We start from the raw sequence: 21,336 nt of genomic DNA on the forward strand, positions 1-21,336 counted from the left end.
TGATTATAAATTATATTTTTATAGTTGTAAAGTACAATTTACTCATTATCCTATATGGACTCTTCTCTCTAATTCTTGTAAAAACAATTCTCTTTTTTGTTCATTTTGAACATATATCGACTTCAATACCTCTTGCAACAATATATTTCTCTCTCTTTTCTCTATTTGTAATTCTTTCACCTTTATTCTAACTTCGTATAAAAAATCAAGATACGATTCATACGTCTCATCATATTTATTTGCGATATCATCTCGAATTTTTTTTGCAAGTTTTGGGCTCGCTCCACCAGTAGAAACAGCCACATTCAGTAATCCACGATGAATCGCTGCCGGAAAATGAACATTACCACTTTCCGGATTCGTAATAACATTTACTAATTGATTCTCTGCGACATCTTCAGCAATTTGTTCATTCAATACAGCATCACTACTCGCTGCAACAACTAAAAAGGCGTCTTTAATATCATTTTTTTCATACTCCCTTTGATACCAACGAATTTTCTTTTCTTCTACAAGTTTCACTAAATTTGCATCCAATTCAGGACTTACCACGACTATATCTGCACCTTGTTTGAGTAAAGGAATAATTTTGAATCCCGCGACTTTCCCTCCACCAATGACAACAACACGTTTCTTCTCAACCCGCACTGTAAGTGGATACATATTGATCTCCCTTCAATAATTTCTTCGTTTTCTGAATTAACATATACTGAAACGCTTCATTCTTCCCTAAATATGGACTTATTTTTATCTCATCTAGCTCATATTGGCGTACTTCTTTTTCAATATGCTTCATAAGCAAACCTGTAAATAACAAGTAAGGCAGTACAACGATATTCTTTTCTTTTCGTTCTACAACTTCCTTTAACTTCTCCTCAAATTTCGGCTCGGCAGCTGCTAAATAACAAACTTCTACTTTTTTAATTTTCTCTTCCGTTTGAAATAAAGAAGCGATCCAGTTTATATCTTTTAGCACTTCAGGATCACTGCTCCCTCTTGCAACGAGAAGTAACGTCACTTCATTCTTATCTTCCTGTTCAATGCCACTTCCGCTATACACCGATTTAACAAGTGTTTCTGATACACCAAACGGATTACCATAGGTCACTTTAACATTCAAAAATTGATTAGTTAACTTTTCCAATTCAAACGGGATATCTTTTTTCACATGACCTGCCGCTAATAAAAAAACTGGAATAACAATAATCTCTGTAGCACCACGCTTCACACATGTACGGAACCCTTCATCAATAGTTGGACTCGCTAACTCTAAAAAACAAATTTCTTGAATACTTGCCTCTACACGGTTCATACATGACGTAATAAATGCAACCGCTTCTTCTTTCGCTGCTTTCAAGCGACTTCCATGACATATATATAAGATGGCTTTCATTTTATAACACTCCACTTACTTGATACGTACTTTCTGTCTGTTTCTCAAACCAATGAATTTTTTCTCTAAAACGGACGACTTCTCCAATTACAATCATGCTTGGATTTTGAATTTGTTCTTTTTTCGCAACATCTACAATTGTTCCTAACGTCCCAACAACTGTGCGCTGCATAGATGTCGTTCCCCGCTCAATAATAGCAGCAGGCGTACTTTTATCTTTTCCATGCTTTATCAGTTGCTCACATATGTAGGGTAAATTGCTAACCCCCATATATACAGCTAAAGTCTCTACACCTTTCGCTAAATTTCCCCACTTCACTTCCTCTTCAGCATCTTCTTTTCTATGCCCTGTCACAATAGCAAAACTTGCACTTGCATCACGATGTGTCACTGGAATACCAGCATAAGCAGGAGCAGCTATTCCAGCTGAAATACCAGGAACGATTTCAAACGGTACACCTTGCTTTGCTAACGCTTCAGCTTCTTCTCCTCCTCTACCAAATACAAATGGATCCCCACCTTTTAGCCTCGTTACAACTTTTCCTTTTTTCGCATATTTAATAAGAAACGTGTTAATTGTCTCTTGCTTCATCGTGTGATAATTTGGTAGTTTTCCACAATAAATTAAATCCGCTTCAGGCTTTGCATAAGAAAGCAATTCTTTATTCACGAGACGGTCGTATAAAATAACATCTGCTTTCTCAATGCATTTCAATCCTTTTACAGTAATTAAATCCGGATCACCAGGGCCCGCTCCAACGATATATACTTTTCCCATCATCTCTCCTCATTTCTACTATTAAAGTGAAACTTCCATCCTTATATAGGAATGGAAGTTTTCATTTCTTCATATTTCAATGTTCCTTACTCATGAATAACAAAGGCTGCGCTTTTTCGAATCTTCTTTTTTTCAAATAAAGCAATCTCCTTTACTTCTGGTAACGGTAAAAAATGTTTTTCAAGCTCAATCTCCGCCATCTTAAATGCCTTTTCTTCACTTTCAGCAACAACAACAATTGGAACAATACTATTCTCTAATACCGCTTCAAATCGATATAAATCCATATTGCCCCTCCTAAGACGCTATTACTTCTTCTAACACGTTATTTAACGCTGTTTGTAATGTCTCTACACCAACACGGCCTACAAAATCATAAAACGTTTCAGCTGGTAATTTATTTTCTTTGAAATAACTTATAAATGATGCGAGTACATCAGGTAGATCCTCGCCATCTATTTTTCCTTTTAACTTTTGATTATAAGCACCACCATCTAACAGCGTTCCACCTACATATATTTCAAAGGCTTCAACAATTCCTTTTTCCTTCGTCTTCATTTTTACACCTTGTAATCCAATGTCAGCAATTTGACGTTGACCACATGAATTCGGGCATCCTACCATATGAATACGAACCGGAACATCGAGTGCAATTTGTGTATCTAAGTATTCGGCAATTTTTCGTAATCTTTCTTTCGTTTCTACTAATGCAAGATTGCAATATTCAATACCAGTACAAGAAACCGCGTGACCAATAAACGATTTCGGATTTGCTGATATCGCTTCAAACAACGGCTCATTTAGTAAGCCAGTTACATTTTCTGGCGGAACATTCGGAATAATGAAGTTTTGTGAATTACATGTACGAATTTGTCCATTTCCATATTGTTTAGCAATTCTTGCAATCTCAAACATTTCTTCTGCATGTAGGCGTCCTACCGGCACATTAAAACCTACATATTTTAGTCCCTCTTGTTTTTGGTCTTGAACACCATAAAAGTATCCCGCATTCCAGCCTTTAAGAGCACTTTCTCCTTTACTTTGTAATGGTCCTGTATATTCTATTAGTTTCTCTTTAAACTTCTCTGCTCCCCAGTCTGCAACAAGAAATTTCAAACGAGCTAAATGACGTTTTTCACGATATCCAAAATCACGGAATATCGTAGCAATTGCAATCGCTACCGCCTTCACTTCTTCTGGCAAAACGAATACATCTAATTCATCAGCTAAATATGGACGAGCCGATAACCCACCGCCTACTTTTATATGAAAACCAACTTTTTTCTCACCATCTATTTCTTTCGTAGCAGGTGTAAATGCAACACAGTTAATCTCTGCGTTTGCTGCGTTATAAATGTTAGAACTAATAGACATTTTAAATTTACGTGGTAAGTTAGAAAACTCTTCATTATGTTGGAAGTAGTCATATACCTCTTTCACAATATGCGTTGTATCAAATAATTCATTTGCATCAATGCCAGCAAGTGGATTTCCCGTAATATTACGCGTTATATCACCACACGCCCCAGCTGAAGATAACCCAACTCTTGCTAATCTTTTAAAAATATCTGGAATTTGATGAATTTCTAACCAATGAAACTGAATCGCCTGTCTTGTCGTAATATCGATTACGTCACGTCCATAATCCTCAGCGATAGAAGCAAGCACTTCTGCCTGTGCATTCGTAATAATGCCAGAAGGAATATTTACGCGCATCATAAAATAACCCGCTTCTTTCGGTCTTTGTAAATACAACCCTGCCCATTTGAATGCGTCCCACTCTTCTTTCGGAATAGATTCGAAGCCATTCTCTGCATAGTAAGGAATATCATTAAAGATTTCCAATCCATCTTTTTTTAATTTATTTTTCTCAGTTTGATTTAATTTTTCATTGTTAGCCCATACTTTTTCATAACTCATTTTTTATCCCCCTATATAAAACTACGCTCTTGTAAGTATTTCACGATTTGTTCTGCACATTCTTCAATAGAATACTTATTCGTTTCTACAATTAATTCCGCTTTTTCTGGTTCCTCATACGGTGAATCGATACCTGTAAAGTCTTTAATATCACCTTTTCTTGCTTTTTTATAAAGCCCTTTCGGATCACGTTTCTCACACTCTTCAATTGGACATTTTACAAACACTTCTATAAATTCATCTGTAGCCAATAGATCTCTAACTTGTTTTCGATCTACTCGAAACGGTGAAATAAACGCTGTAAGAACAACAGTACCTTGATCTACAAATAGCTTCGCCACTTCGCCAATCCGTCTTATATTTTCCATACGATCACTTTCAGAAAAACCTAAGTCTTTATTTAAACCGTGGCGTATATTATCTCCATCAAGTACATAGTTTCCAATATTCTTTTCAAATAGTTTACGAGCAACCGCGTTCGCTACTGTAGATTTACCCGAAGCTGATAAACCAGTAAACCAAATTACAAAACTATGATGCCCATTCTTCACTCTTCTCTCATCTTTTGAAACAGAAGCTGTATGCCAAGTAATATTCGTATCCATCTCATTCTCTCCCTATTCTGTTACTACTTCTTTTTTCAAACCTTTAATTAGTACCTCTACTACCTCTTTACGACTAAATGTACTTGGCGGAATCTCACCGTTTCTTAATAGTTCTCTTACTTTCGTACCCGATAAAATAACATGATCTTCTTTTCCGTGCGGGCATGTTTTTGTCGAAGCCATCGCTTCACATTTCGTACAGTAAAAACTATGTTCAAAAAATAACGGTGTAATCCCTAACTCTTCCACTGTAAAGTTTGTAAAAATTTCTTGTGCTTCATAAGTTCCGTAATAATCTCCTACCCCAGCATGATCGCGCCCTACGATAAAGTGGGTACATCCAAAATTCTTTCTAACTAATGCATGGAATATTGCTTCCCTCGGTCCTGCGTAACGCATTGCCGCAGGAAATACACTTAAAAAGACACGATCTTTCGGATAATAGTTTTGAAGTAATACTTCATAGCTTTCCATCCTTACATCAGCTGGAATATCGTCCGATTTTGTTTCCCCAACGAGCGGATTTAAAAAGAGTCCATCTACAATTTCAAGAGCAGATTTTTGAATGTATTCATGGGCACGATGCACCGGGTTCCTCGTTTGAAATCCTACTACTGTTTTCCAACCACGTTTTTTAAATTCTTCTCTCGTTTCAATTGGGTCTAAATGATAAGAAGGAAACGGATTATTTTCAAAGCGTTTCGTAAGAACAATAGCCCCACCGACATAAACGTTCGGTCGTTCATATAATTTTTTCACTCCCGGATGAGCCTCATCCGTCGTTTTATATACTAGTAACGCTTCTTTTTCCTTATCAGGCACAAAAATATCTTCTATTTGAATGACACCATATACATTTCCACCGTTAACAAGTTTTACTTCCTCTCCAACTTTTAGCGTCTCTGCTACTTCTTCTGTTACTGGTAATGTAATTGGTATACTCCAAACACTCCCATTAGCTAAACGAAGCGTTTCTACAACCGAATCATAATCTTTCTTTCCTAAAAAACCAGTAAGCGGGCTATATCCCCCTGTCGCTAATAGTTCTAAATCACTTAACGCAATATTATCTAGCCCAATTTCTTTTTCAATTTGTAATACGTCATATGTCTCGTCTACACGGTTTACTAATTCGTTTACTGTACTCATGTTCTATATCCCCTCTTAGTTTTATTTCAAGATTCATCTTATTGATAATGAAGACCACATTCAGTTTTCACTTTCCCAGCCCATCTACCATCTCTTGAATCGCCACCCTCTCCTACAGGCAACGTACACTTCTCACACCCAATACTTGGATATCCAATATCATGTAATGGGTTATACGGCAAGCTATGCTTGTATACATATCGCCATACCTCTTTCCACGTCCAATGAATGAGCGGACAAACTTTAATAGATTGAAAGCGATGATCTTGATTTATAAACTTTGTATGCTTACGCGTTTCTGATTGTTCCCTCCTCAACCCCGATATCCACGCTTTTTCATTCGCTAATGATTCTTCTAGCGGTAAAATTTTCCTAATCTTACAACAAAGATTAGGATTGCTTTCCCATAGCTTGTTACCATGCAATTTGGCTTGTTCATCAAGTGTAAGTTTTGGCTGTTTTTCTATAATATTTAATGAAGGAAATCGTTCTCGTACTTTTTGAATTAATTCATACGTTTCTTGAAAATGAACATTTGTATCCAAAAATACAACTTTAGCAGATGGATTTACTTGGTTAATAAGATGCAGTAGTACCATCCCTTCCACTCCGAAGCTACATGCGTATACAATTTCATTTTCATATTCTTTATACGCCCAACTTAATACTGATAGCGCGCCTTTCGTTTCATCTTCTTCTGAAAATGAAATATCATTTTCTTCCCACGTTTCATACGTCAACATGTTTTTTCCCCCTGTAAAAGCAAAAAGACGGTTTTAACCTAATAACATAGGTTAAAACCGCCTCTAGTTTTTCTAGTCAGCGCTTTTTACTTTAAACGTACTTTTTCACTTTTCTCTAATTGAATGACTTTTCCATCTTGCACAACAATTGTAATTGAACCATATTTCATATCAGCAAGCATCGCTTCAATTTTCTCAGATACTTCCTCAAAATGTTCCCGTACGCTCACGCGAACAGCCCCCCTTTTTATTCATAAAAAAAATCTTTCCCATTTCGAAAAGACTGTTCGGTAATATATTTTACCTTATCTTTCAAAATGGATTCCATTTTGCTGGATTTAGCACCTTGCTTTCTATAAGCAGGTTGCCGAGCTTCGCCGGGCCAGTTCCCTCCGCTTCTCTTGATAAGCTTTGTATTTGTATTTTATCACAATTCTGATTTTTTTCAATCCTAGTTTTCCGATATATTTTAATTATTTTATTTTACAAAAAAGGAATTGCCCATCCGAACAACTCCTTTTTCCTCATTTAAACAAGTTCTTTAATACGTATGCGATCGTTCCCAATAATATTTTCATATGTTTCGCGCTCTACAACAATTTGTGATGTACCGCCTTTCACGAAGACGACAGCTGGTCTACGAATCCGATTATAATTATTCGCCATCGAGTACCCATATGCCCCTGTACAAGAAATCGCTAGTAAATCGGCAGAGGCAACTTTCGGTAAAGTAATATCCCAAATTAACATATCTCCACTCTCACAGCATTTCCCTGCAATCGAAACAACTTCCTCGTTCTCATCATTCCCTCGATTCGCTAACATCGCTTCATAACGAGCGTTATATAAAGCAGGTCTTAAGTTATCAGTCATCCCACCATCCACTGATACATATTTCCGAATACCAGGAATGTCTTTCACAGATCCGACTGTATAAAGTGTCGTTCCGGCATCACCTACAATACTACGGCCTGGTTCAACCCATATTTCTGGCAATGGATAATTACATAACGTAAATTGTTCTCTCACCGCACTTGTTACAGCTCGCACATACGTCTCAAGAGTTAATGGTGTATCGGACTCTGTGTAGCGTATTCCGAATCCTCCCCCTACATTTAGCACTTTTACTACATAGTTTGTTCGCTCTCTCACTGCTTCTAAAAATTGACGAAGAACTTCAATCGCTCGCACAAAGCCAGCCGTTTCAAATATTTGTGATCCGATATGTGAATGAATTCCTAACACGTTATAATTTGATTTTTGTAAAGCAAGCTCAATTGCCTGCATCGCTTGACCATTTGACACGCCAAATCCAAATTTTGAATCATCTTGACCTGTTGTAATATATTCATGTGTGTGCGCCTCTACTCCGGGCGTTACACGAATTAATATGTTCACAAATTTCCCATGTTGCACTGCTAAATCATGCAAAATTTCTAATTCTAAGAAGTTATCTACGACAAAACAACCAATATTCGCCTGAAGAGCCATCACAATTTCTTCTTCTGTTTTGTTATTGCCATGAAAATGAATGCGCGATGCAGGAAATCCTGCTTGTAGTGCAGTATATAATTCTCCTCCAGAAACAACATCTAATGACATATTCTCTTCACGAGCTACTCGGCACATCTCCATGCACAAGAACGCCTTGCTTGCATATGCTACTTGATAAGAGAACCCACTTTCTTTAAAAGCACGATGAAACGCGCGGCACTTTCCTCGAATTGACTCTTCATCGTATACATAAAGTGGTGTTCCATATTGTTTTGCTAGCTGCGTCGTGTCGCACCCTCCAATTTCTAAGTGTCCTTGCCCATTGATTCGGCTTGTGCCGTGTAAATACATTTGAATTCCTCCCTTATTTCCTCTAAAACTCATAACCCCAATCTTCTATTCATTGCAGCACGCTTTTAGATAGACAAAAAACGCGCGGAACAATGTTCACACGCGTTTCTTATTAGGAAAAATATATATTGAAAAAATAAACGAGTTGTTATCTCCTCAAAATAAGAAACCGCATCAACATCTCCAAATAGCTCTCCATAAAATAAATCTTATGACAGTACTACATTTATTCAATGCAGTCCCAATATATGAATAAGATGGTTATTCTTATATTTCGGCAATAGTCCCTTTCAACCTATGATCACAGATTCCATTAAATCTCCCATAGCTTACTCTTTCCTATCGCGGCCTCTACCTTTGAGAGTAGATGAGGTAAGTCTATTTAATTTTCAAACATCTAATTGTTGCTATTAACAATACCAAAAGACCATTTTATTTGTCAAACAATTTTTTATATTGCTTTTTGACAGTTTAGTTTCGTATCGTTTGGTAAGCGCTTTACTGAAACCTTTGTCACTTCCCATTCACCTTCTTCGTTATTAAATGTAATCGTTACCTTCTCAAATGGTGGCGCAATTTTCCCTGCAACACGTTCATACTTAGTCACTTCAATACTCGCTTGAAATAAATATGTACCGCTATACACTTTTTTTAAACTAATAATTTTCGGGCATTGATAAGGCTTCAAGCTCCCATATTGTTTTTCGATTGCTTTATTTATTTTCGGAAATAACACAGAATAAAGGGCATCTTCCATAAGAGGTGCATCATACTCTGCTACCGACACACTTGGTGAAGCAAAAAGTATAACACTACTGCATACTATAAAATATAATAATTTTCGCATTATAACCTCCATATTGTTACACGATTCTTTCCGCGCACGATAATAATCATACATAGAAACTCCATTTTATTGTCTCCTACTGCCCTTTTTCTACTCAATTGTTATAAAAAAGTCCACAACTCTCTTTTATTTTCGTATAATGATACTCATAGTATAATAAACATAATAATAAAGGACTGTTCGTATATATAAAATGAGGCGCTAATCAAATAGGCCCACAAGAACCGTCATGCTTTTTAGGAGAGGAGTATATTATGCTACAACGTCTGTTTCCAAAACTGCGATTCGCACTCGTTGCAGTCGTTTTATTATGGATAAAAACATATATTGTGTACAAGCTAGCGTTTGATATTAAAATTGATAATTTCTTTGAAGAATTTATGCTTTTTATGAATCCACTAGCTGCGTTACTTTTATTTTTCGGTTTTGCATTATTTGCATCTAAACACCGAAATCGCATTATAGTTGGAATTAGTTTTATACTGTCATTCATTTTATTTGGAAATGCAATGTTTTATGGGTTTTATAACGATTTCGTTACGTTCCCAGTATTATTTCAAACAAATAATATGGCTGATTTAGGGACGAGTATAAAAGAACTCTTTACGTATAAAACATTACTGTTATTCGCAGATGCGATCATCTTAATGTTTCTTTCGCGTAAATTCCCATCATTTTGCGACAAAACGCCGCTTTCTCGCTCTGAGAAGAGAACTTTCTTTAGCGGTGTAACAGCTCTATTAGCACTACAAATTGTTGTTTCTGTTATTTATAAACCACAAATGTTCTCACGCTCATTCGATCGTCAAACTGTCGTGAAAAATTTAGGTTTATACACATATCATCTATTTGATATTACACTGCAATCAAAATCTTCAGCTGAACGTGTATTTGCAAGTGGGGACGGGTTCTCTGAAATTAAAAACTATACAGACTCAAAAGATAAGCAAGTTGATAAGAACTTATTTGGATCTGCAAAAGGTAAAAATGTCATTTTGATTTCAATGGAATCTACACAAAGTTTTGTTATTAATAAAAAAATAAATGGAAAAGAAATTACTCCATTTTTAAACGAATTTATTAAAGATAGTTTTTATTTCGATAACTTTTATCATCAAACAGGACAAGGTAAAACTTCTGATGCTGAATTTATCGTTGAAAATTCACTTTATCCGTTAGACCGCGGTTCTGTATTCTTTACTCACGCAACAAATGAATATACAGCTACACCAGAACAATTAAAGAAATACGGATATTCTTCTGCTGTCTTCCATTCAAATGATAAAGCGTTTTGGAATCGGGATGTAATGTATCCTGCACTTGGATATGATCGTTACTTTAATTTAAATGATTACGTAGGCACAGAACAAATGTCAGTCGGTTGGGGATTAAAAGATAAGGAGTTCTTTGAACAATCTATTCCAAAGTTAAAATCCTTACCACAGCCGTTCTATACAAAATTCATTACTTTAACAAATCATTTTCCATTTCTTCTAAATCCAGAAGATCAATATGTTGATGAGTTTAATTCGGAAAGTGGCGTTGTAAACCGTTACTTCCCAACCGTTCGTTATACGGATGAAGCTCTTAAACAATTTATTAAACAATTAAAAACAGAAGGACTGTATGACAACTCTGTTATTGTCATTTACGGAGATCATTACGGTATTTCTGAAAACCATAACGCAGCTATGGCTCAGTTCCTTGGGAAAGACGCTATTACACCATTTGATTCTATGCAATTACAACGCGTCCCTCTCATTATTCATGTACCTGGTCAAGAAGGAAAAGTCATTTCTAAAGTGTCTGGTCAAATTGATATTAAACCAACGCTACTTCATTTACTTGGTATTAAAACAAATAAATCAGTTGAATTTGGAACTGACTTATTTATTAAAGAAGAAGATCCACTTATGGTAATGCGTGATGGTAGCTTCGTTTCGGAAGATTATGTGTATACAAAAAACATGTGCTATAAACGAAACACAGGTGAAGAAGCAGACATCTCATTATGTCAACCGAATATTGAAAAAGCAAAAACAGAATTGAAACTTTCCGACAAACTCATTTATGGAGATTTGTTACGTTTCGATCCTAACAATCGGTATAAAACTGGAACTATGATAACGAACTTTGAATAATACAAGAAGAGGCTGTCCCAAAAAGTGCTTTTTAGCCAAAATCGAATAAAAAGTGAAGGGCAGAAATGTTAATTTTATAACGTTTCTGCCTTTTCAATTTCATGTGATCTTACTTCGAAAGAGGCTTATGAGACAGCCCCTTCTTTTTTCACTTATTTTTCAAATCATTCTGATATGAAATCTTTCACAAATTGGGAATTTCTTTCGTGTGAAGAAGAAATTTATGGTATGATAAAATAAGTAAACTTTCATACACTAATTAAGAATTTATTACAGAAAGCAAGGGATCAGATTTTGTATAGAGCAGCTATTCCAAACTTATTTACGCTCGGAAATTTATATAGCGGATTCTTGTCAATCGGCTATGCATCTTTAGGATATTATAAATCAGCTGCTATTTTAGTACTTATCGGGATGATGTTAGATAGTCTTGATGGGCGTGTTGCTCGTTTATTACGTGTTGATTCACAAATGGGAAAAGAGCTTGACTCGCTTGCGGATGTCGTAACATTTGGTGCAGCACCTGCTGTTCTCATGTATTACACATCTTTCTCTAATTATGGAATCATCGGACTATACATAGCGGGGCTATTCCCTCTTTTCGGAGCATATCGTTTAGCACGATTTAATGTAACACCATCTTCTACTTCAATGAAATATTTCACTGGGGTACCGATTACAGCAGCGGGAGGGCTTGTTGCTTTCTTAACATTATTTTCACATACCATTCCAAAAATCGTTCTTATTACAGTATTTGTAACGTTCGCATTTTTAATGGTGAGCCGCATTCGTATCCCAAGTTTAAAAGATGTACCAATTCCACGATATAGCATCATTATTACACTATTTTTAGTGGGCATCATTATCACAATGTACCAAACAGGGTTCGGTAATTTTTCTGTTTTCTTATTCATTGCTATTCCACTATATATTTTGTACATGCTATCTCAATTCCTTAGACAAAGACCATCAAAAAGAGCAAATAAAGAAAAATAAAAAGAAACCTTCCGATTCCGGAAGGTTTCTTTTTATTTTGTAACGAATACTTTTTGATTGACAGGCGTTACAGCTTCTTCGCCATTTAATACAGCTAAAATATTTCTTACCGCCGTTTCCGCCATCGCATCACGCGTTTCGAATGTTGCATTTCCTACGTGAGGAGCAAGTACCACATTCTTTAATCCTTTTAGCTCTTCAGTAATTTTCGGCTCAAATTCAAACACGTCAAGAGCTGCCCCTTCAATTTCATTTGTTTTTAAAGCATGAGCAAGTGCCGCTTCATGCATAATTGGTCCACGTGAAGCATTTATAATATACGCTGTTTTCTTCATCATTTTAAACTGTTCTTCATCAATCATATGGTGCAATTTCGGATTATACGCACAGTTAATTGTAATAAAGTCTGCTGTTTGTAATAATTCTTCCAATGTTACATATGTTGCTTCCAGTTCACTTTCAGCTTCAGGCTTTCGATTTGGTCCTGTATATAAAACATTCATTCCAAACGCTTTCGCACGCTTTGCAACTGCCTTTCCGATTTCTCCAAGGCCGATAATTCCAATTGTCTTACCATGTACTTCGCGGCCTAAGAAAAATAACGGTGCCCATCCGTTAAATCCAGTTGTACGACATAACGTATCACCTTCAGGAATTCTACGTGCAGCTGCCAAAAGAAGTGCGAATGTTAATTCTGCTGTCGCTTCCGTTGATACTTTCGGTGTATTCGTTACCGCAATCCCTTTTTCTCCAGCATACGTGTAATCAATATTATCGTAACCAGCACCGTAGTTTGCAACAATCTTCAAATTAGGTGCCGCATCAATCACTTCTTTTGTCACCTTTGTAGAAAGTAGGCTTAACAATGCATCTTTGTCTTTTACACGCTCTGTTAATTCATCTAAAGAAATTAACTCCTCTTTATCGTACATTTCTACATCATGATCCTTTAATAGTTCTAATCCGATTGCTGGAATTTTCCCTGCTACTAATATTTTTGCCACTACTAACACCTCTTCTATAGAAAATAAGATCTCTCTTATCTTTCATTGTAAGAAATCCACATATAAAAACCAAGGAATTTGATTATAGTTTTGAAAATCGACACTTTTCCATGAAAAAAGAGGAGATGCAAGTCTCCCCCTCTTCTTATGCTTTTTCTTGCGATTGTTTTCCAAGCTTCACATCGATCGTTCCTTCTGCAACTGTATCACTAATTTGTTCCTCAATAACGGATTGAGATGTAGCATTCGTTTCAGAAGTATACGCTTGTTGCTGTGCACCTTGTACATTTTGTTTATTTTGCTGTTTCGACATTTCTTACCCTCCTTTTTATTCTTTCTTATTTTGAACAAAAAGGAAGGTTTTCATCAAAAAATCGTGATCATTTTGAAATTGTTACTTCTTCTAGTAATCTCATCGTTCGGACTCGTTTCGTAAATGTAGCTAAGTGAGCAATATCATGATTACGTAACGTCTTTATATTCTCTTCCACATATTTTCCTAAATCATTCGGATAATGAGCATCTGAAGAGAGTGTAATCGGAACTTCGTGTTTAGCTAATACTTGTAAATATAGCGGACTCGGACACATTTCGCGCACAGGATAGCGATAGTACAATCCCGCATTTATTTCCGTTGCTGTATTTGTTTCTACTAATGCACGCGCAATTTTCTTATAATAAGAAAGTTGTTCATTCTCATCTAATCGATAATTAAATACTTTTATGTTGTCAAGATGAGCAATAATATCAAATAACTCAGAACGAACTGCGCACTCAACCGTTTTGAAAAACGTATCATATAAAGCATATAAGTCATGTTCCTTAAAATATTCTTTCGTATCTGGATTATCAAATCCCCAGCCATTTAAAAAATGAACAGAACCAATTACATAATCAAAATCTCCTAATGCGAGCAAAGATTGTAATTGTTGTTCACCACCAATAAAATAATCTGCTTCAATTCCAAGTTTAAGCGTAACACCTCTTTTACTCCACCGTTCTTTCGCCCCTTCAATTGCCTTTGTAAAATCATGTAGTGAAGCTACCCTTACTTGGTCTAACCATTCCTTTTGTAAACGTCCAAGCTCCGAATCACTAATATCAACATATGCTTCATAGTATTCTTTCGCTTCATAAAAACGATATAAATGATCGACAATACCAACTTCTTTTATCCCTTTTCGCAAAGCTTCTTCTAAATATAAATCAATCCATTTCGTTGTAAATGGCCCTTCATTCACACGTCTTTGCAGGCGTTCTTGTGTTTTCACAAGCCATTCCATAGAATGTTTTTCTTCTTTTAGCGGTTCATAATGTTGTAATGATTCATTTATTTTAGCTAGCCATCCTATTGAATATGGCCCTTCTTCTAAATGAATGTGATAATCCACCTTCATACATATTCCTCCTATAATGTATCTATTTCTCTTCTGTCCCCTACTCTCGAAAGCTTCCCATTTCTTTCTGTCACTTCCTCCATAATATCTTCTAATGATATATTTTTTTCGGCTAATAAAACGAAGCAGTGATACATTACATCCACCATTTCTTTCACTAGCTCTTCGTTATCATTATTTTTGGATGCAACAATTACTTCCGTACATTCCTCACCAATTTTCTTTAAAATTTTATCTTCTCCTTTTGAAAACAAGTAATTTGTATATGATTCAGAAAGTGGATTTCTCTTTCGTTCTTTAATTGTTTCGAATAGTAATGTAAAGGCGTTTTTCATATGTATCCCCCTATATAATTTTGTAATGAAAACATGTTTTTTCTCCCGTATGACATGCAGGCCCTACTTGCTTTACGACAACAACGATTGAATCTTGATCACAATCTAAATAAAGAGATTGCACATGTTGGACATTACCTGATGTTTCTCCTTTATTCCATAACGACCTTCTTGAACGAGAATAAAACCATGTTCTTTTCGTTTCTATTGTTTTTTCATATGCCTCTTCATTCATATAAGCTAGCATTAAAACTTCTTTTGTATCTTCTTCAATTACAACTGCTGGTAATAGTCCTTTTGAAAAGTTAGGTTTCATAGCCGCACCTCGACGTTTGCATTTCTTAATTTTCTCTTTACGCCCCCTATTGTCGCCTCACCGTAATGAAAGATTGATGCCGCTAATGCTGCATCAACTGTTGTCTTTTGAAACACTTCTATAATGTGATCAGCATGACCGCATCCACCTGACGCGATGACAGGTACGGAAACACTTTTTGAAATTTCTTCTGTTAAACGAAGGTCATATCCGTTTTTCGTTCCGTCTGCATCCATACTCGTTAATAAAATTTCGCCTGCGCCTAGCTCTGTAACGCGCTTTGCCCACCCGATTGCATCCATTCCCGTATCAACTCTTCCGCCGTTCACATATACATTCCACTTATCCTCCGCTACTTTTCTAGCATCAATTGCGACGACAATACATTGTGAACCAAAGTGCTGTGCCCCTTCTTTGATTAATTTTGGATTTCGCAATGCTGCTGAGTTAATTGAAACTTTATCTGCTCCCGCTCTTAGTAAATTGTACATATCTTTCACACTTGAAATTCCTCCGCCAACTGTAAGAGGAATAAATACTTTTGAAGCCGTTTTTTCTACAACATCTATAATTGTTTTTCGTCCTTCATGCGTTGCCGTAATATCTAAAAATACTATTTCATCTGCTCCCGCATCATTATATAAAGCTGCTATTTCAACAGGATCCCCGACATCTTGTAGTCCTATAAAATTTACACCCTTTACGACTCGCCCTTCTTTCACATCTAGACATGGAATAATGCGTTTCGCTAACATAACTTTGTTACCTCTAGCACTTCTTCTAAATCAATCGTTTTCTCGTAAAGAGCCTTACCAATTATGACGCCGTATATGTTCATATCATTTAACTTTTTCACATCTTGTATAGATGCAATTCCTCCAGAAGCAATAAGTCGAGTAGCAACGTTCTTTTGTAGTAACTCCAATTGTTCTATATTCGGTCCTGCAAGTGTTCCGTCTTTCGAAATGTCTGTAAACACAATCGTTTGAACACCTATCTTCTCCATTTGTTTTGCTAAATCAATGTAAGAAATTTCAGACACATCAAGCCAGCCTCTCGTTGCTACGAAACCATTTTTCGCATCAATTCCGACGATGATTTTTTCTTTATATAGACGAACTGTCTCTTCTAAAAATGGCTTATCATAAAGAGCGGCTGTTCCTAAAATCACTTTATCTACCCCTACTGAAAATAATTTCTCTACGGATACAAGTGATCGAATTCCTCCGCCAACTTGCACTGGAATACGTACTGCCTTGCAAATTCTTTCAATGACGGACAAGTTTAACGACTCACCAGCAACTGCACCATCTAAATCAACAATGTGCAACCGTTTCGCTCCAAATGTTTCAAATATAATCGCTTGCGCAACTGGGTCTTCATTCATTACTGTTTCTTTACTAAATTCTCCTTGATACAGTCTAACGCATCGTCCCTTTTTCAAATCGATAGCTGGGAAGATTTCCATGTTTCTACCACTCCTTTAAAATTTTTCAACATTTGCATGCCAATGTCACCACTTTTTTCAGGATGAAACTGCGCACCGTATATATTTCCTTTTGCTACAAAACCAGGTACTTTCACTCCATAATCACTTATTCCATACACAATTTCATTTGGACAATCTGCGTAATAAGAGTGGACATAATATACGAAAGAACCATCCTCTAATCCATTCCAAAGTGCTATTTCTCCCTCTTTCTTTAACTCATTCCATCCCATATGTGGAATTTTATAAGGAACCTTTAACTTTCGAATAACGCCTGGCAATAAACTTAGCCCATTACAGTCTTGTAGTTCCTCACTTTTTTCAAATAAAAGCTGCATTCCTAGGCAAATACCTAGAAGTGGTTTTCTGAAACGCCCGATTTCTTGTAACACACGCACTAAATCTTTTTCTTCCAATACATCCATCGCTTTTGGAAATGCACCTACTCCTGGTAAAATCACTCCATCACTTTTAAAAATCTCTTCTTTATCACTCGTTACGATATACGCTGCTCCAATATACTTTAATGCTTGTTCTACACTACGAATATTTCCCATTCCATAATCTATAATGGCAATCAATTACAACATCCCTTTCGTTGAATTTACACCAGTAATGTTGGCATTTCTTTCGACTGCTTCTCTAAGCGCTCTACCAAACGCTTTAAATAACGCTTCAATTTTGTGATGTGTATTGCTTCCGTATAAAATACGAGCATGTAATGTAATATTGGCAGCATGAGCAACTGCTCTAAAAAATTCTTCCGTTAGTTCTGTATCAAAATCCCCAAGCTTCGGATTCGTTAATTCTCCTTGAAATACAATATATGAGCGTCCACTTATATCAATTGCAACAAAGCCTAAAGACTCATCCATCGGTACATATGCTGAGCCGTACCTGTTAATCCCCTCTTTACTGTGCAATGCTTCTTTCAAACAATTTCCGAGTACAATCCCAACATCCTCAACTGTATGATGTGCATCAACGAATACATCCCCTTCTGCCTCCACTTGCAAACCGAATCTTCCATGCCTTGCAAATAAAGTTAGCATATGATCAAAAAAACCAACTCCCGTTCGTACAGAAACGTTCTTCCCATCATCAAGCTGTAAACTTAATTTTATTTTTGTCTCTGTCGTCTCACGTATTTGACTAGACTCACGCATTATTCTTCCTCCTCAAATCTTATTTGAATTGCTCTCGCATGCGCATGTAACCCTTCTTTATTGGCAAGCTCTACAATATGATGTTTTACATCTCTTAATGCTTCCTCTGTATAAGACAAAAAGCTTGATTTTTTCACAAAATCATCGACTGATAACGGTGAGAAAAACCTTGCCGTTCCACTTGTCGGTAACACGTGATTCGGTCCTGCTACATAATCCCCGAGCGGTTCTGGTGCATATGGTCCAAGAAAGATAGATCCTGCATGTTTCACATAAGCTAGAGCATTCATCGGTTCTTTTATATGTAACTCTAAATGTTCCGGGGCAATTTCATTCGATAAATTTAGCGCCTCATCTAAAGAAGGAACGATAAAAATGGCCCCATTTCTCTTTATTGATTCACGTGCAATTTCGCTTCTTGGTAATGTTTCTAACTGCCTTTCTATCTCTTTTTCTACTTCTTTTGCTAACTCTATATTTGTTGTAATACAAATTGCTGTCGCTCTCTCGTCATGTTCTGCTTGTGATAATAAATCAGCAGCAATATATTTTGCATTGCCGGTTTCATCTGCAATAACTACAATTTCTGACGGTCCAGCAATCATATCAATATTTACTATTCCATATACTTCTCGTTTCGCTAGAGCGACGTACAAATTTCCTGGTCCAACTATTTTATCCACTTTCGGAATCGATTCCGTCCCGTATGCTAAAGCAGCAATTGCTTGCGCACCACCTATCGTATAAATTTCATCTACTCCTGCAAGGCTTGCAGCAACTAAAATATGTGGATCAATTCCTCCTTCTCTTGGCGGTGTTACCATTACAATCTTTTTCACACCAGCGAGTTTTGCTGGCAATACATTCATTAATACTGACGAAGGATACGAAGCAGTTCCGCCTGGCACATATACGCCTACATTCTCTAATGGCCGAATGATTTGTCCTCTAATGATGCCTTTACTCGCGCAATCGAACAACGATTGTCTTTTTTGCTTTTCATGGTACGAAATAATGTTTTTCTTCGCCTCTTGTAACGCTTCTAAAAATGAATTCTCTACAAACATACTCGCTCGTTTTATTTCTTCTTCACTTACACGAACATCTTTAATCTCTACACCATCAAACTTTTTTGTATAGAAAGATAACGCCTCATCTCTACTCTCTCTTACGTTCTGAACGATTTCCCTGACACTTATTTGAACAGTTTCTTCTATTATATTAGCGTTTTCTCGTAACAGTTTTATTTTCGTTAACGCCTTTTGAAAATCCTCACAAACTATCTCCATTACAAGTCCCCCTATTTCCTGTCAAAATTTCTTGCTCCATCATATTTATAATACTGAATATTTCGTCTTTTTTAGTTTTTAATGCAGCCTTATTTACAATCATTCGAGCAGATATAGAATACATTTCCTCAAATACAATAAGTCCATTTTCTTGTAATGTTTTTCCTGTTTCAACAATATCAACAATCGCATCTGCCAATCCAAGAATAGGAGCAATTTCTACAGAACCTTCTATTTTAATAATTTCTACATCCTCTCCTTTATCATGAAAATAGTTAGAAGTAATATGTGGATATTTCGTCGCAATGCATTTCTTCCGGTAGCTCTTCGGATTATACGTAGGAATAGAAGCGACACAAAACTTACACACGCCTACTCCTAAATCTAACATTTCATAAATATCTTTCTCGTTTTCCATTAAAATATCTTTTCCAACGACTCCGATATCCGCTACTCCATGTTCTACATAAGTAGCAACATCTACTGCTTTCACTAAAATAAATGAGATATCCGTATTTTTACTTTGAAAGACAAGTTTTCTTCCTTTATTTTTGAGCTCTGAACAATCAATTCCAATCTGCTCAAAGAGCGGAATTACATGTTTTTCTAATCTCCCTTTCGTTAACGCAATTTGAATGTTACGCATGAAGTTTCTCCTTCTTTCTGGATGACCCATTTCTCTTTCCATACATATTCCACTAATGATTCGTTCTTTGCCTCAACGACCGTTACAATTTGATTTTTTCTAGCAAATTGAAAAGTATCATTTAAATTAGAGAATAAAGATAGCGCTACTTTTTTCCCGTCCTTTTGAAGTAAATTTCGTAATCGTTCCGCTTCTGCTAATCTATTTAACTCGTAATGAATCATAATATCTATTCTCTTTCGTTCATATGGCTCTTGCTGCTCTTGCAGCGCCTTTACAATTTGATTAACTTGCACCGCGAGTCCAACAGCCGGTAACATTTCTCCAAAATTTCCAATTAACTCATCATATCTTCCTCCACTAACAATTTCTTCTCCAATTTCATATATATACCCTTTGAAAATAACACCTGTATAATAGTCCAAATGTTGAATCATTCCTAAATCAATTGATATGTAAGATCCATAGCCTAGTTTTTCAATTGCTTCATATATTTCTTTCACTCTTGTAATAGCCATTTTCATTTCATTACTTGAGGCGAGTTTTTCTGCTTCCTCAATCACTTCTAAATTCCCAAATAACCTCGGTAATTTCTCCAGTAACTTTACTGTTTCATCACATCGATCTAATTTCTTATCTCTAATAAAATTGGATAAAGCGGCATAATTTTTACTTTCAATATATGTTCTAAGAACTTTCTCTTCTTCCTCATGAATGGAGAGCTTTTTGACAATACATTTATATAACTGTACTTGCCCAATCTCTATTGTAAAAGATTGCACCTTCAACTTTTGAAGTGATTGAATGACACTTATAACACATTCAATTTCAGCTCTTACATTATCAATACCGATAATTTCAATACCACTTTGCACGATCTCATTATATTTTCCAGTAAGGGACTCATTCGCTCGAAATACATTTCCGCTATACGTCACTTTAAGTGGTGTATCACACCTCTGCGTTCCGATCACTCTCGCTAAAGGAATTGTCATATCTGGACGCAATACGATAATCCTTCCCTTTTCATCAAAAAATTTATACATCTTTTCTTCATCTATCGGCCTGCTTTGAAAGGCGAACACATCATAAAATTCAATTGTTGGTGTCCTTATTTCTTCATAACCTCTCTCTAAAAAAGTACGCCTTAATTTTTGCTCCACTTCTTCAATTAACGTACATTCTTCGAATAAATAATCTCTCGTTCCATTTGGATTTGCCCGTTTCCATTTTGTCATCTAAATTCTCACACCTTTCCCTTTCTAATGTATGCTTAT

General features: G+C 36.2%; 25 protein-coding genes and 2 riboswitches. Of the genes, 2 read left to right on the plus strand and 23 right to left on the minus strand.

The annotated features are described in order from the left end of the window. Positions 1-45: 45 nt before the first annotated feature. The 11 genes from MR147_RS24435 to MR147_RS24485 all read right to left on the minus strand — a co-directional run bounded on the left by MR147_RS24435 (position 46) and on the right by MR147_RS24485 (position 9,280). On the minus strand, positions 46-663 hold the full coding sequence (locus MR147_RS24435) for an NAD(P)-binding protein (protein ID WP_074609396.1): 618 nt from the start codon (positions 661-663) through the stop codon (positions 46-48). Next, positions 638-1,393: a sirohydrochlorin chelatase gene (locus MR147_RS24440; protein ID WP_074609394.1), complete on the minus strand. Its 756-nt coding sequence runs from the start codon at positions 1,391-1,393 to the stop codon at positions 638-640. The genes MR147_RS24435 and MR147_RS24440 overlap by 26 nt, the downstream gene beginning before the upstream one ends. A 1-nt stretch (position 1,394) precedes the next feature. Continuing rightward, positions 1,395-2,171: a uroporphyrinogen-III C-methyltransferase gene (gene cobA / locus MR147_RS24445; RefSeq protein ID WP_070805588.1), complete on the minus strand. Its 777-nt coding sequence runs from the start codon at positions 2,169-2,171 to the stop codon at positions 1,395-1,397. A gap of 86 nt (positions 2,172-2,257) precedes the next feature. Beyond that, a complete protein-coding gene (locus MR147_RS24450; RefSeq protein WP_000366909.1) occupies positions 2,258-2,458 on the minus strand; it encodes a DUF3906 family protein in 201 nt (66 codons plus the stop codon). A gap of 10 nt (positions 2,459-2,468) precedes the next feature. Further along, a complete protein-coding gene (locus tag MR147_RS24455; protein ID WP_074609393.1) occupies positions 2,469-4,091 on the minus strand; it encodes a nitrite/sulfite reductase in 1,623 nt (540 codons plus the stop codon). Between the two features lie 11 nt (positions 4,092-4,102). Further along, positions 4,103-4,696, minus strand: a complete 594-nt coding sequence (gene cysC, locus MR147_RS24460) for an adenylyl-sulfate kinase (protein ID WP_074564891.1) — start codon at positions 4,694-4,696, stop codon at positions 4,103-4,105. 12 nt (positions 4,697-4,708) lie between these two features. Continuing rightward, positions 4,709-5,845, minus strand: coding sequence for a sulfate adenylyltransferase (gene sat / locus MR147_RS24465; protein ID WP_000108788.1), 1,137 nt, complete (start codon positions 5,843-5,845; stop codon positions 4,709-4,711). Positions 5,846-5,883: 38 nt separating this feature from the next. Then, a complete protein-coding gene (cysH, locus tag MR147_RS24470; RefSeq protein WP_000958980.1) occupies positions 5,884-6,588 on the minus strand; it encodes a phosphoadenylyl-sulfate reductase in 705 nt (234 codons plus the stop codon). 86 nt (positions 6,589-6,674) lie between these two features. Then, on the minus strand, positions 6,675-6,818 hold the full coding sequence (locus MR147_RS24475; protein WP_000116161.1) for a YezD family protein: 144 nt from the start codon (positions 6,816-6,818) through the stop codon (positions 6,675-6,677). A gap of 72 nt (positions 6,819-6,890) precedes the next feature. Beyond that, positions 6,891-6,999: riboswitch (SAM riboswitch) on the minus strand. A 117-nt stretch (positions 7,000-7,116) separates the two neighbouring features. After that, on the minus strand, positions 7,117-8,433 hold the full coding sequence (lysA, locus tag MR147_RS24480) for a diaminopimelate decarboxylase (RefSeq protein ID WP_074609391.1): 1,317 nt from the start codon (positions 8,431-8,433) through the stop codon (positions 7,117-7,119). Positions 8,434-8,613: 180 nt separating this feature from the next. After that, positions 8,614-8,795, minus strand: a riboswitch (Lysine riboswitch). An 89-nt stretch (positions 8,796-8,884) separates the two neighbouring features. Further along, positions 8,885-9,280, minus strand: coding sequence for a DUF3888 domain-containing protein (locus tag MR147_RS24485; protein ID WP_001228829.1), 396 nt, complete (start codon positions 9,278-9,280; stop codon positions 8,885-8,887). A 254-nt stretch (positions 9,281-9,534) separates the two neighbouring features. On the opposite strand from MR147_RS24485, the gene MR147_RS24490 reads away from it, so the two are divergent. Together MR147_RS24490 and pssA are read left to right on the plus strand one after the other, a co-directional pair. Next, positions 9,535-11,421, plus strand: a complete 1,887-nt coding sequence (locus MR147_RS24490; protein ID WP_074609387.1) for an LTA synthase family protein — start codon at positions 9,535-9,537, stop codon at positions 11,419-11,421. A 294-nt stretch (positions 11,422-11,715) separates the two neighbouring features. Then, positions 11,716-12,417, plus strand: coding sequence for a CDP-diacylglycerol--serine O-phosphatidyltransferase (pssA, locus tag MR147_RS24495; protein WP_000285422.1), 702 nt, complete (start codon positions 11,716-11,718; stop codon positions 12,415-12,417). A gap of 32 nt (positions 12,418-12,449) precedes the next feature. Here the strand turns inward: pssA and MR147_RS24500 are convergent, their stop codons facing one another. From MR147_RS24500 to hisZ, 12 genes are all read right to left on the minus strand, one after another. Further along, complete coding sequence (locus tag MR147_RS24500; RefSeq protein ID WP_074609386.1) at positions 12,450-13,421, minus strand: 2-hydroxyacid dehydrogenase family protein; 972 nt, start codon at positions 13,419-13,421, stop codon at positions 12,450-12,452. Between the two features lie 145 nt (positions 13,422-13,566). Next, positions 13,567-13,734, minus strand: a complete 168-nt coding sequence (locus MR147_RS24505; RefSeq protein WP_000043572.1) for a YozQ family protein — start codon at positions 13,732-13,734, stop codon at positions 13,567-13,569. A gap of 67 nt (positions 13,735-13,801) precedes the next feature. Then, entirely contained in the window at positions 13,802-14,818 is a 1,017-nt protein-coding gene (locus MR147_RS24510; protein WP_074609384.1) for a histidinol phosphate phosphatase domain-containing protein, read from the minus strand. Between the two features lie 11 nt (positions 14,819-14,829). Beyond that, positions 14,830-15,153, minus strand: a complete 324-nt coding sequence (hisE, locus tag MR147_RS24515) for a phosphoribosyl-ATP diphosphatase (RefSeq protein ID WP_074609382.1) — start codon at positions 15,151-15,153, stop codon at positions 14,830-14,832. A gap of 10 nt (positions 15,154-15,163) precedes the next feature. After that, positions 15,164-15,469 (minus strand): phosphoribosyl-AMP cyclohydrolase, encoded by a 306-nt coding sequence (gene hisI, locus MR147_RS24520; protein ID WP_000803969.1) that lies wholly within the window; start codon positions 15,467-15,469, stop codon positions 15,164-15,166. Then, positions 15,466-16,224, minus strand: coding sequence for an imidazoleglycerol phosphate synthase cyclase subunit (hisF, locus tag MR147_RS24525; RefSeq protein ID WP_074609381.1), 759 nt, complete (start codon positions 16,222-16,224; stop codon positions 15,466-15,468). The genes hisI and hisF overlap by 4 nt, the downstream gene beginning before the upstream one ends. After that, on the minus strand, positions 16,218-16,937 hold the full coding sequence (gene hisA, locus MR147_RS24530) for a 1-(5-phosphoribosyl)-5-[(5-phosphoribosylamino)methylideneamino]imidazole-4-carboxamide isomerase (RefSeq protein ID WP_074609379.1): 720 nt from the start codon (positions 16,935-16,937) through the stop codon (positions 16,218-16,220). The genes hisF and hisA overlap by 7 nt, the downstream gene beginning before the upstream one ends. After that, complete coding sequence (gene hisH / locus MR147_RS24535; RefSeq protein WP_074609378.1) at positions 16,910-17,539, minus strand: imidazole glycerol phosphate synthase subunit HisH; 630 nt, start codon at positions 17,537-17,539, stop codon at positions 16,910-16,912. The genes hisA and hisH overlap by 28 nt, the downstream gene beginning before the upstream one ends. Further along, entirely contained in the window at positions 17,540-18,124 is a 585-nt protein-coding gene (gene hisB / locus MR147_RS24540; RefSeq protein WP_001209290.1) for an imidazoleglycerol-phosphate dehydratase HisB, read from the minus strand. Beyond that, on the minus strand, positions 18,124-19,413 hold the full coding sequence (gene hisD / locus MR147_RS24545; RefSeq protein WP_074609376.1) for a histidinol dehydrogenase: 1,290 nt from the start codon (positions 19,411-19,413) through the stop codon (positions 18,124-18,126). The genes hisB and hisD overlap by 1 nt, the downstream gene beginning before the upstream one ends. Next, positions 19,397-20,059, minus strand: coding sequence for an ATP phosphoribosyltransferase (gene hisG, locus MR147_RS24550; RefSeq protein ID WP_074609374.1), 663 nt, complete (start codon positions 20,057-20,059; stop codon positions 19,397-19,399). Before hisG ends, hisD begins: the two co-directional genes overlap by 17 nt. Further along, on the minus strand, positions 20,035-21,297 hold the full coding sequence (gene hisZ, locus MR147_RS24555) for an ATP phosphoribosyltransferase regulatory subunit (protein ID WP_074609373.1): 1,263 nt from the start codon (positions 21,295-21,297) through the stop codon (positions 20,035-20,037). Before hisZ ends, hisG begins: the two co-directional genes overlap by 25 nt. Positions 21,298-21,336: the final 39 nt, after the last annotated feature.

The organism is Bacillus cereus group sp. BfR-BA-01350, assembly GCF_022663775.1.
Lineage (GTDB): Bacteria > Bacillota > Bacilli > Bacillales > Bacillaceae_G > Bacillus_A > Bacillus_A paranthracis.

Excerpts from the sequence above, each read along its gene's own strand:
- MR147_RS24435 (WP_074609396.1), bottom strand. The coding sequence starts at position 663 with ATGTATCCACTTACAGTGCGGGTTGAGAAGAAACGTGTTGTTGTCATT.
- MR147_RS24440 (WP_074609394.1), bottom strand. The coding sequence starts at position 1,393 with ATGAAAGCCATCTTATATATATGTCATGGAAGTCGCTTGAAAGCAGCG.
- cobA (WP_070805588.1), bottom strand. The coding sequence starts at position 2,171 with ATGGGAAAAGTATATATCGTTGGAGCGGGCCCTGGTGATCCGGATTTA.
- MR147_RS24450 (WP_000366909.1), bottom strand. The coding sequence starts at position 2,458 with ATGGATTTATATCGATTTGAAGCGGTATTAGAGAATAGTATTGTTCCA.
- MR147_RS24455 (WP_074609393.1), bottom strand. The coding sequence starts at position 4,091 with ATGAGTTATGAAAAAGTATGGGCTAACAATGAAAAATTAAATCAAACT.
- cysC (WP_074564891.1), bottom strand. The coding sequence starts at position 4,696 with ATGGATACGAATATTACTTGGCATACAGCTTCTGTTTCAAAAGATGAG.
- sat (WP_000108788.1), bottom strand. The coding sequence starts at position 5,845 with ATGAGTACAGTAAACGAATTAGTAAACCGTGTAGACGAGACATATGAC.
- cysH (WP_000958980.1), bottom strand. The coding sequence starts at position 6,588 with ATGTTGACGTATGAAACGTGGGAAGAAAATGATATTTCATTTTCAGAA.
- lysA (WP_074609391.1), bottom strand. The coding sequence starts at position 8,433 with ATGTATTTACACGGCACAAGCCGAATCAATGGGCAAGGACACTTAGAA.
- MR147_RS24485 (WP_001228829.1), bottom strand. The coding sequence starts at position 9,280 with ATGCGAAAATTATTATATTTTATAGTATGCAGTAGTGTTATACTTTTT.
- MR147_RS24490 (WP_074609387.1), top strand. The coding sequence starts at position 9,535 with ATGCTACAACGTCTGTTTCCAAAACTGCGATTCGCACTCGTTGCAGTC.
- MR147_RS24505 (WP_000043572.1), bottom strand. The coding sequence starts at position 13,734 with ATGTCGAAACAGCAAAATAAACAAAATGTACAAGGTGCACAGCAACAA.
- MR147_RS24510 (WP_074609384.1), bottom strand. The coding sequence starts at position 14,818 with ATGAAGGTGGATTATCACATTCATTTAGAAGAAGGGCCATATTCAATA.
- hisE (WP_074609382.1), bottom strand. The coding sequence starts at position 15,153 with ATGAAAAACGCCTTTACATTACTATTCGAAACAATTAAAGAACGAAAG.
- hisI (WP_000803969.1), bottom strand. The coding sequence starts at position 15,469 with ATGAAACCTAACTTTTCAAAAGGACTATTACCAGCAGTTGTAATTGAA.
- hisF (WP_074609381.1), bottom strand. The coding sequence starts at position 16,224 with ATGTTAGCGAAACGCATTATTCCATGTCTAGATGTGAAAGAAGGGCGA.
- hisA (WP_074609379.1), bottom strand. The coding sequence starts at position 16,937 with ATGGAAATCTTCCCAGCTATCGATTTGAAAAAGGGACGATGCGTTAGA.
- hisB (WP_001209290.1), bottom strand. The coding sequence starts at position 18,124 with ATGCGTGAGTCTAGTCAAATACGTGAGACGACAGAGACAAAAATAAAA.
- hisD (WP_074609376.1), bottom strand. The coding sequence starts at position 19,413 with ATGGAGATAGTTTGTGAGGATTTTCAAAAGGCGTTAACGAAAATAAAA.
- hisG (WP_074609374.1), bottom strand. The coding sequence starts at position 20,059 with ATGCGTAACATTCAAATTGCGTTAACGAAAGGGAGATTAGAAAAACAT.
- hisZ (WP_074609373.1), bottom strand. The coding sequence starts at position 21,297 with ATGACAAAATGGAAACGGGCAAATCCAAATGGAACGAGAGATTATTTA.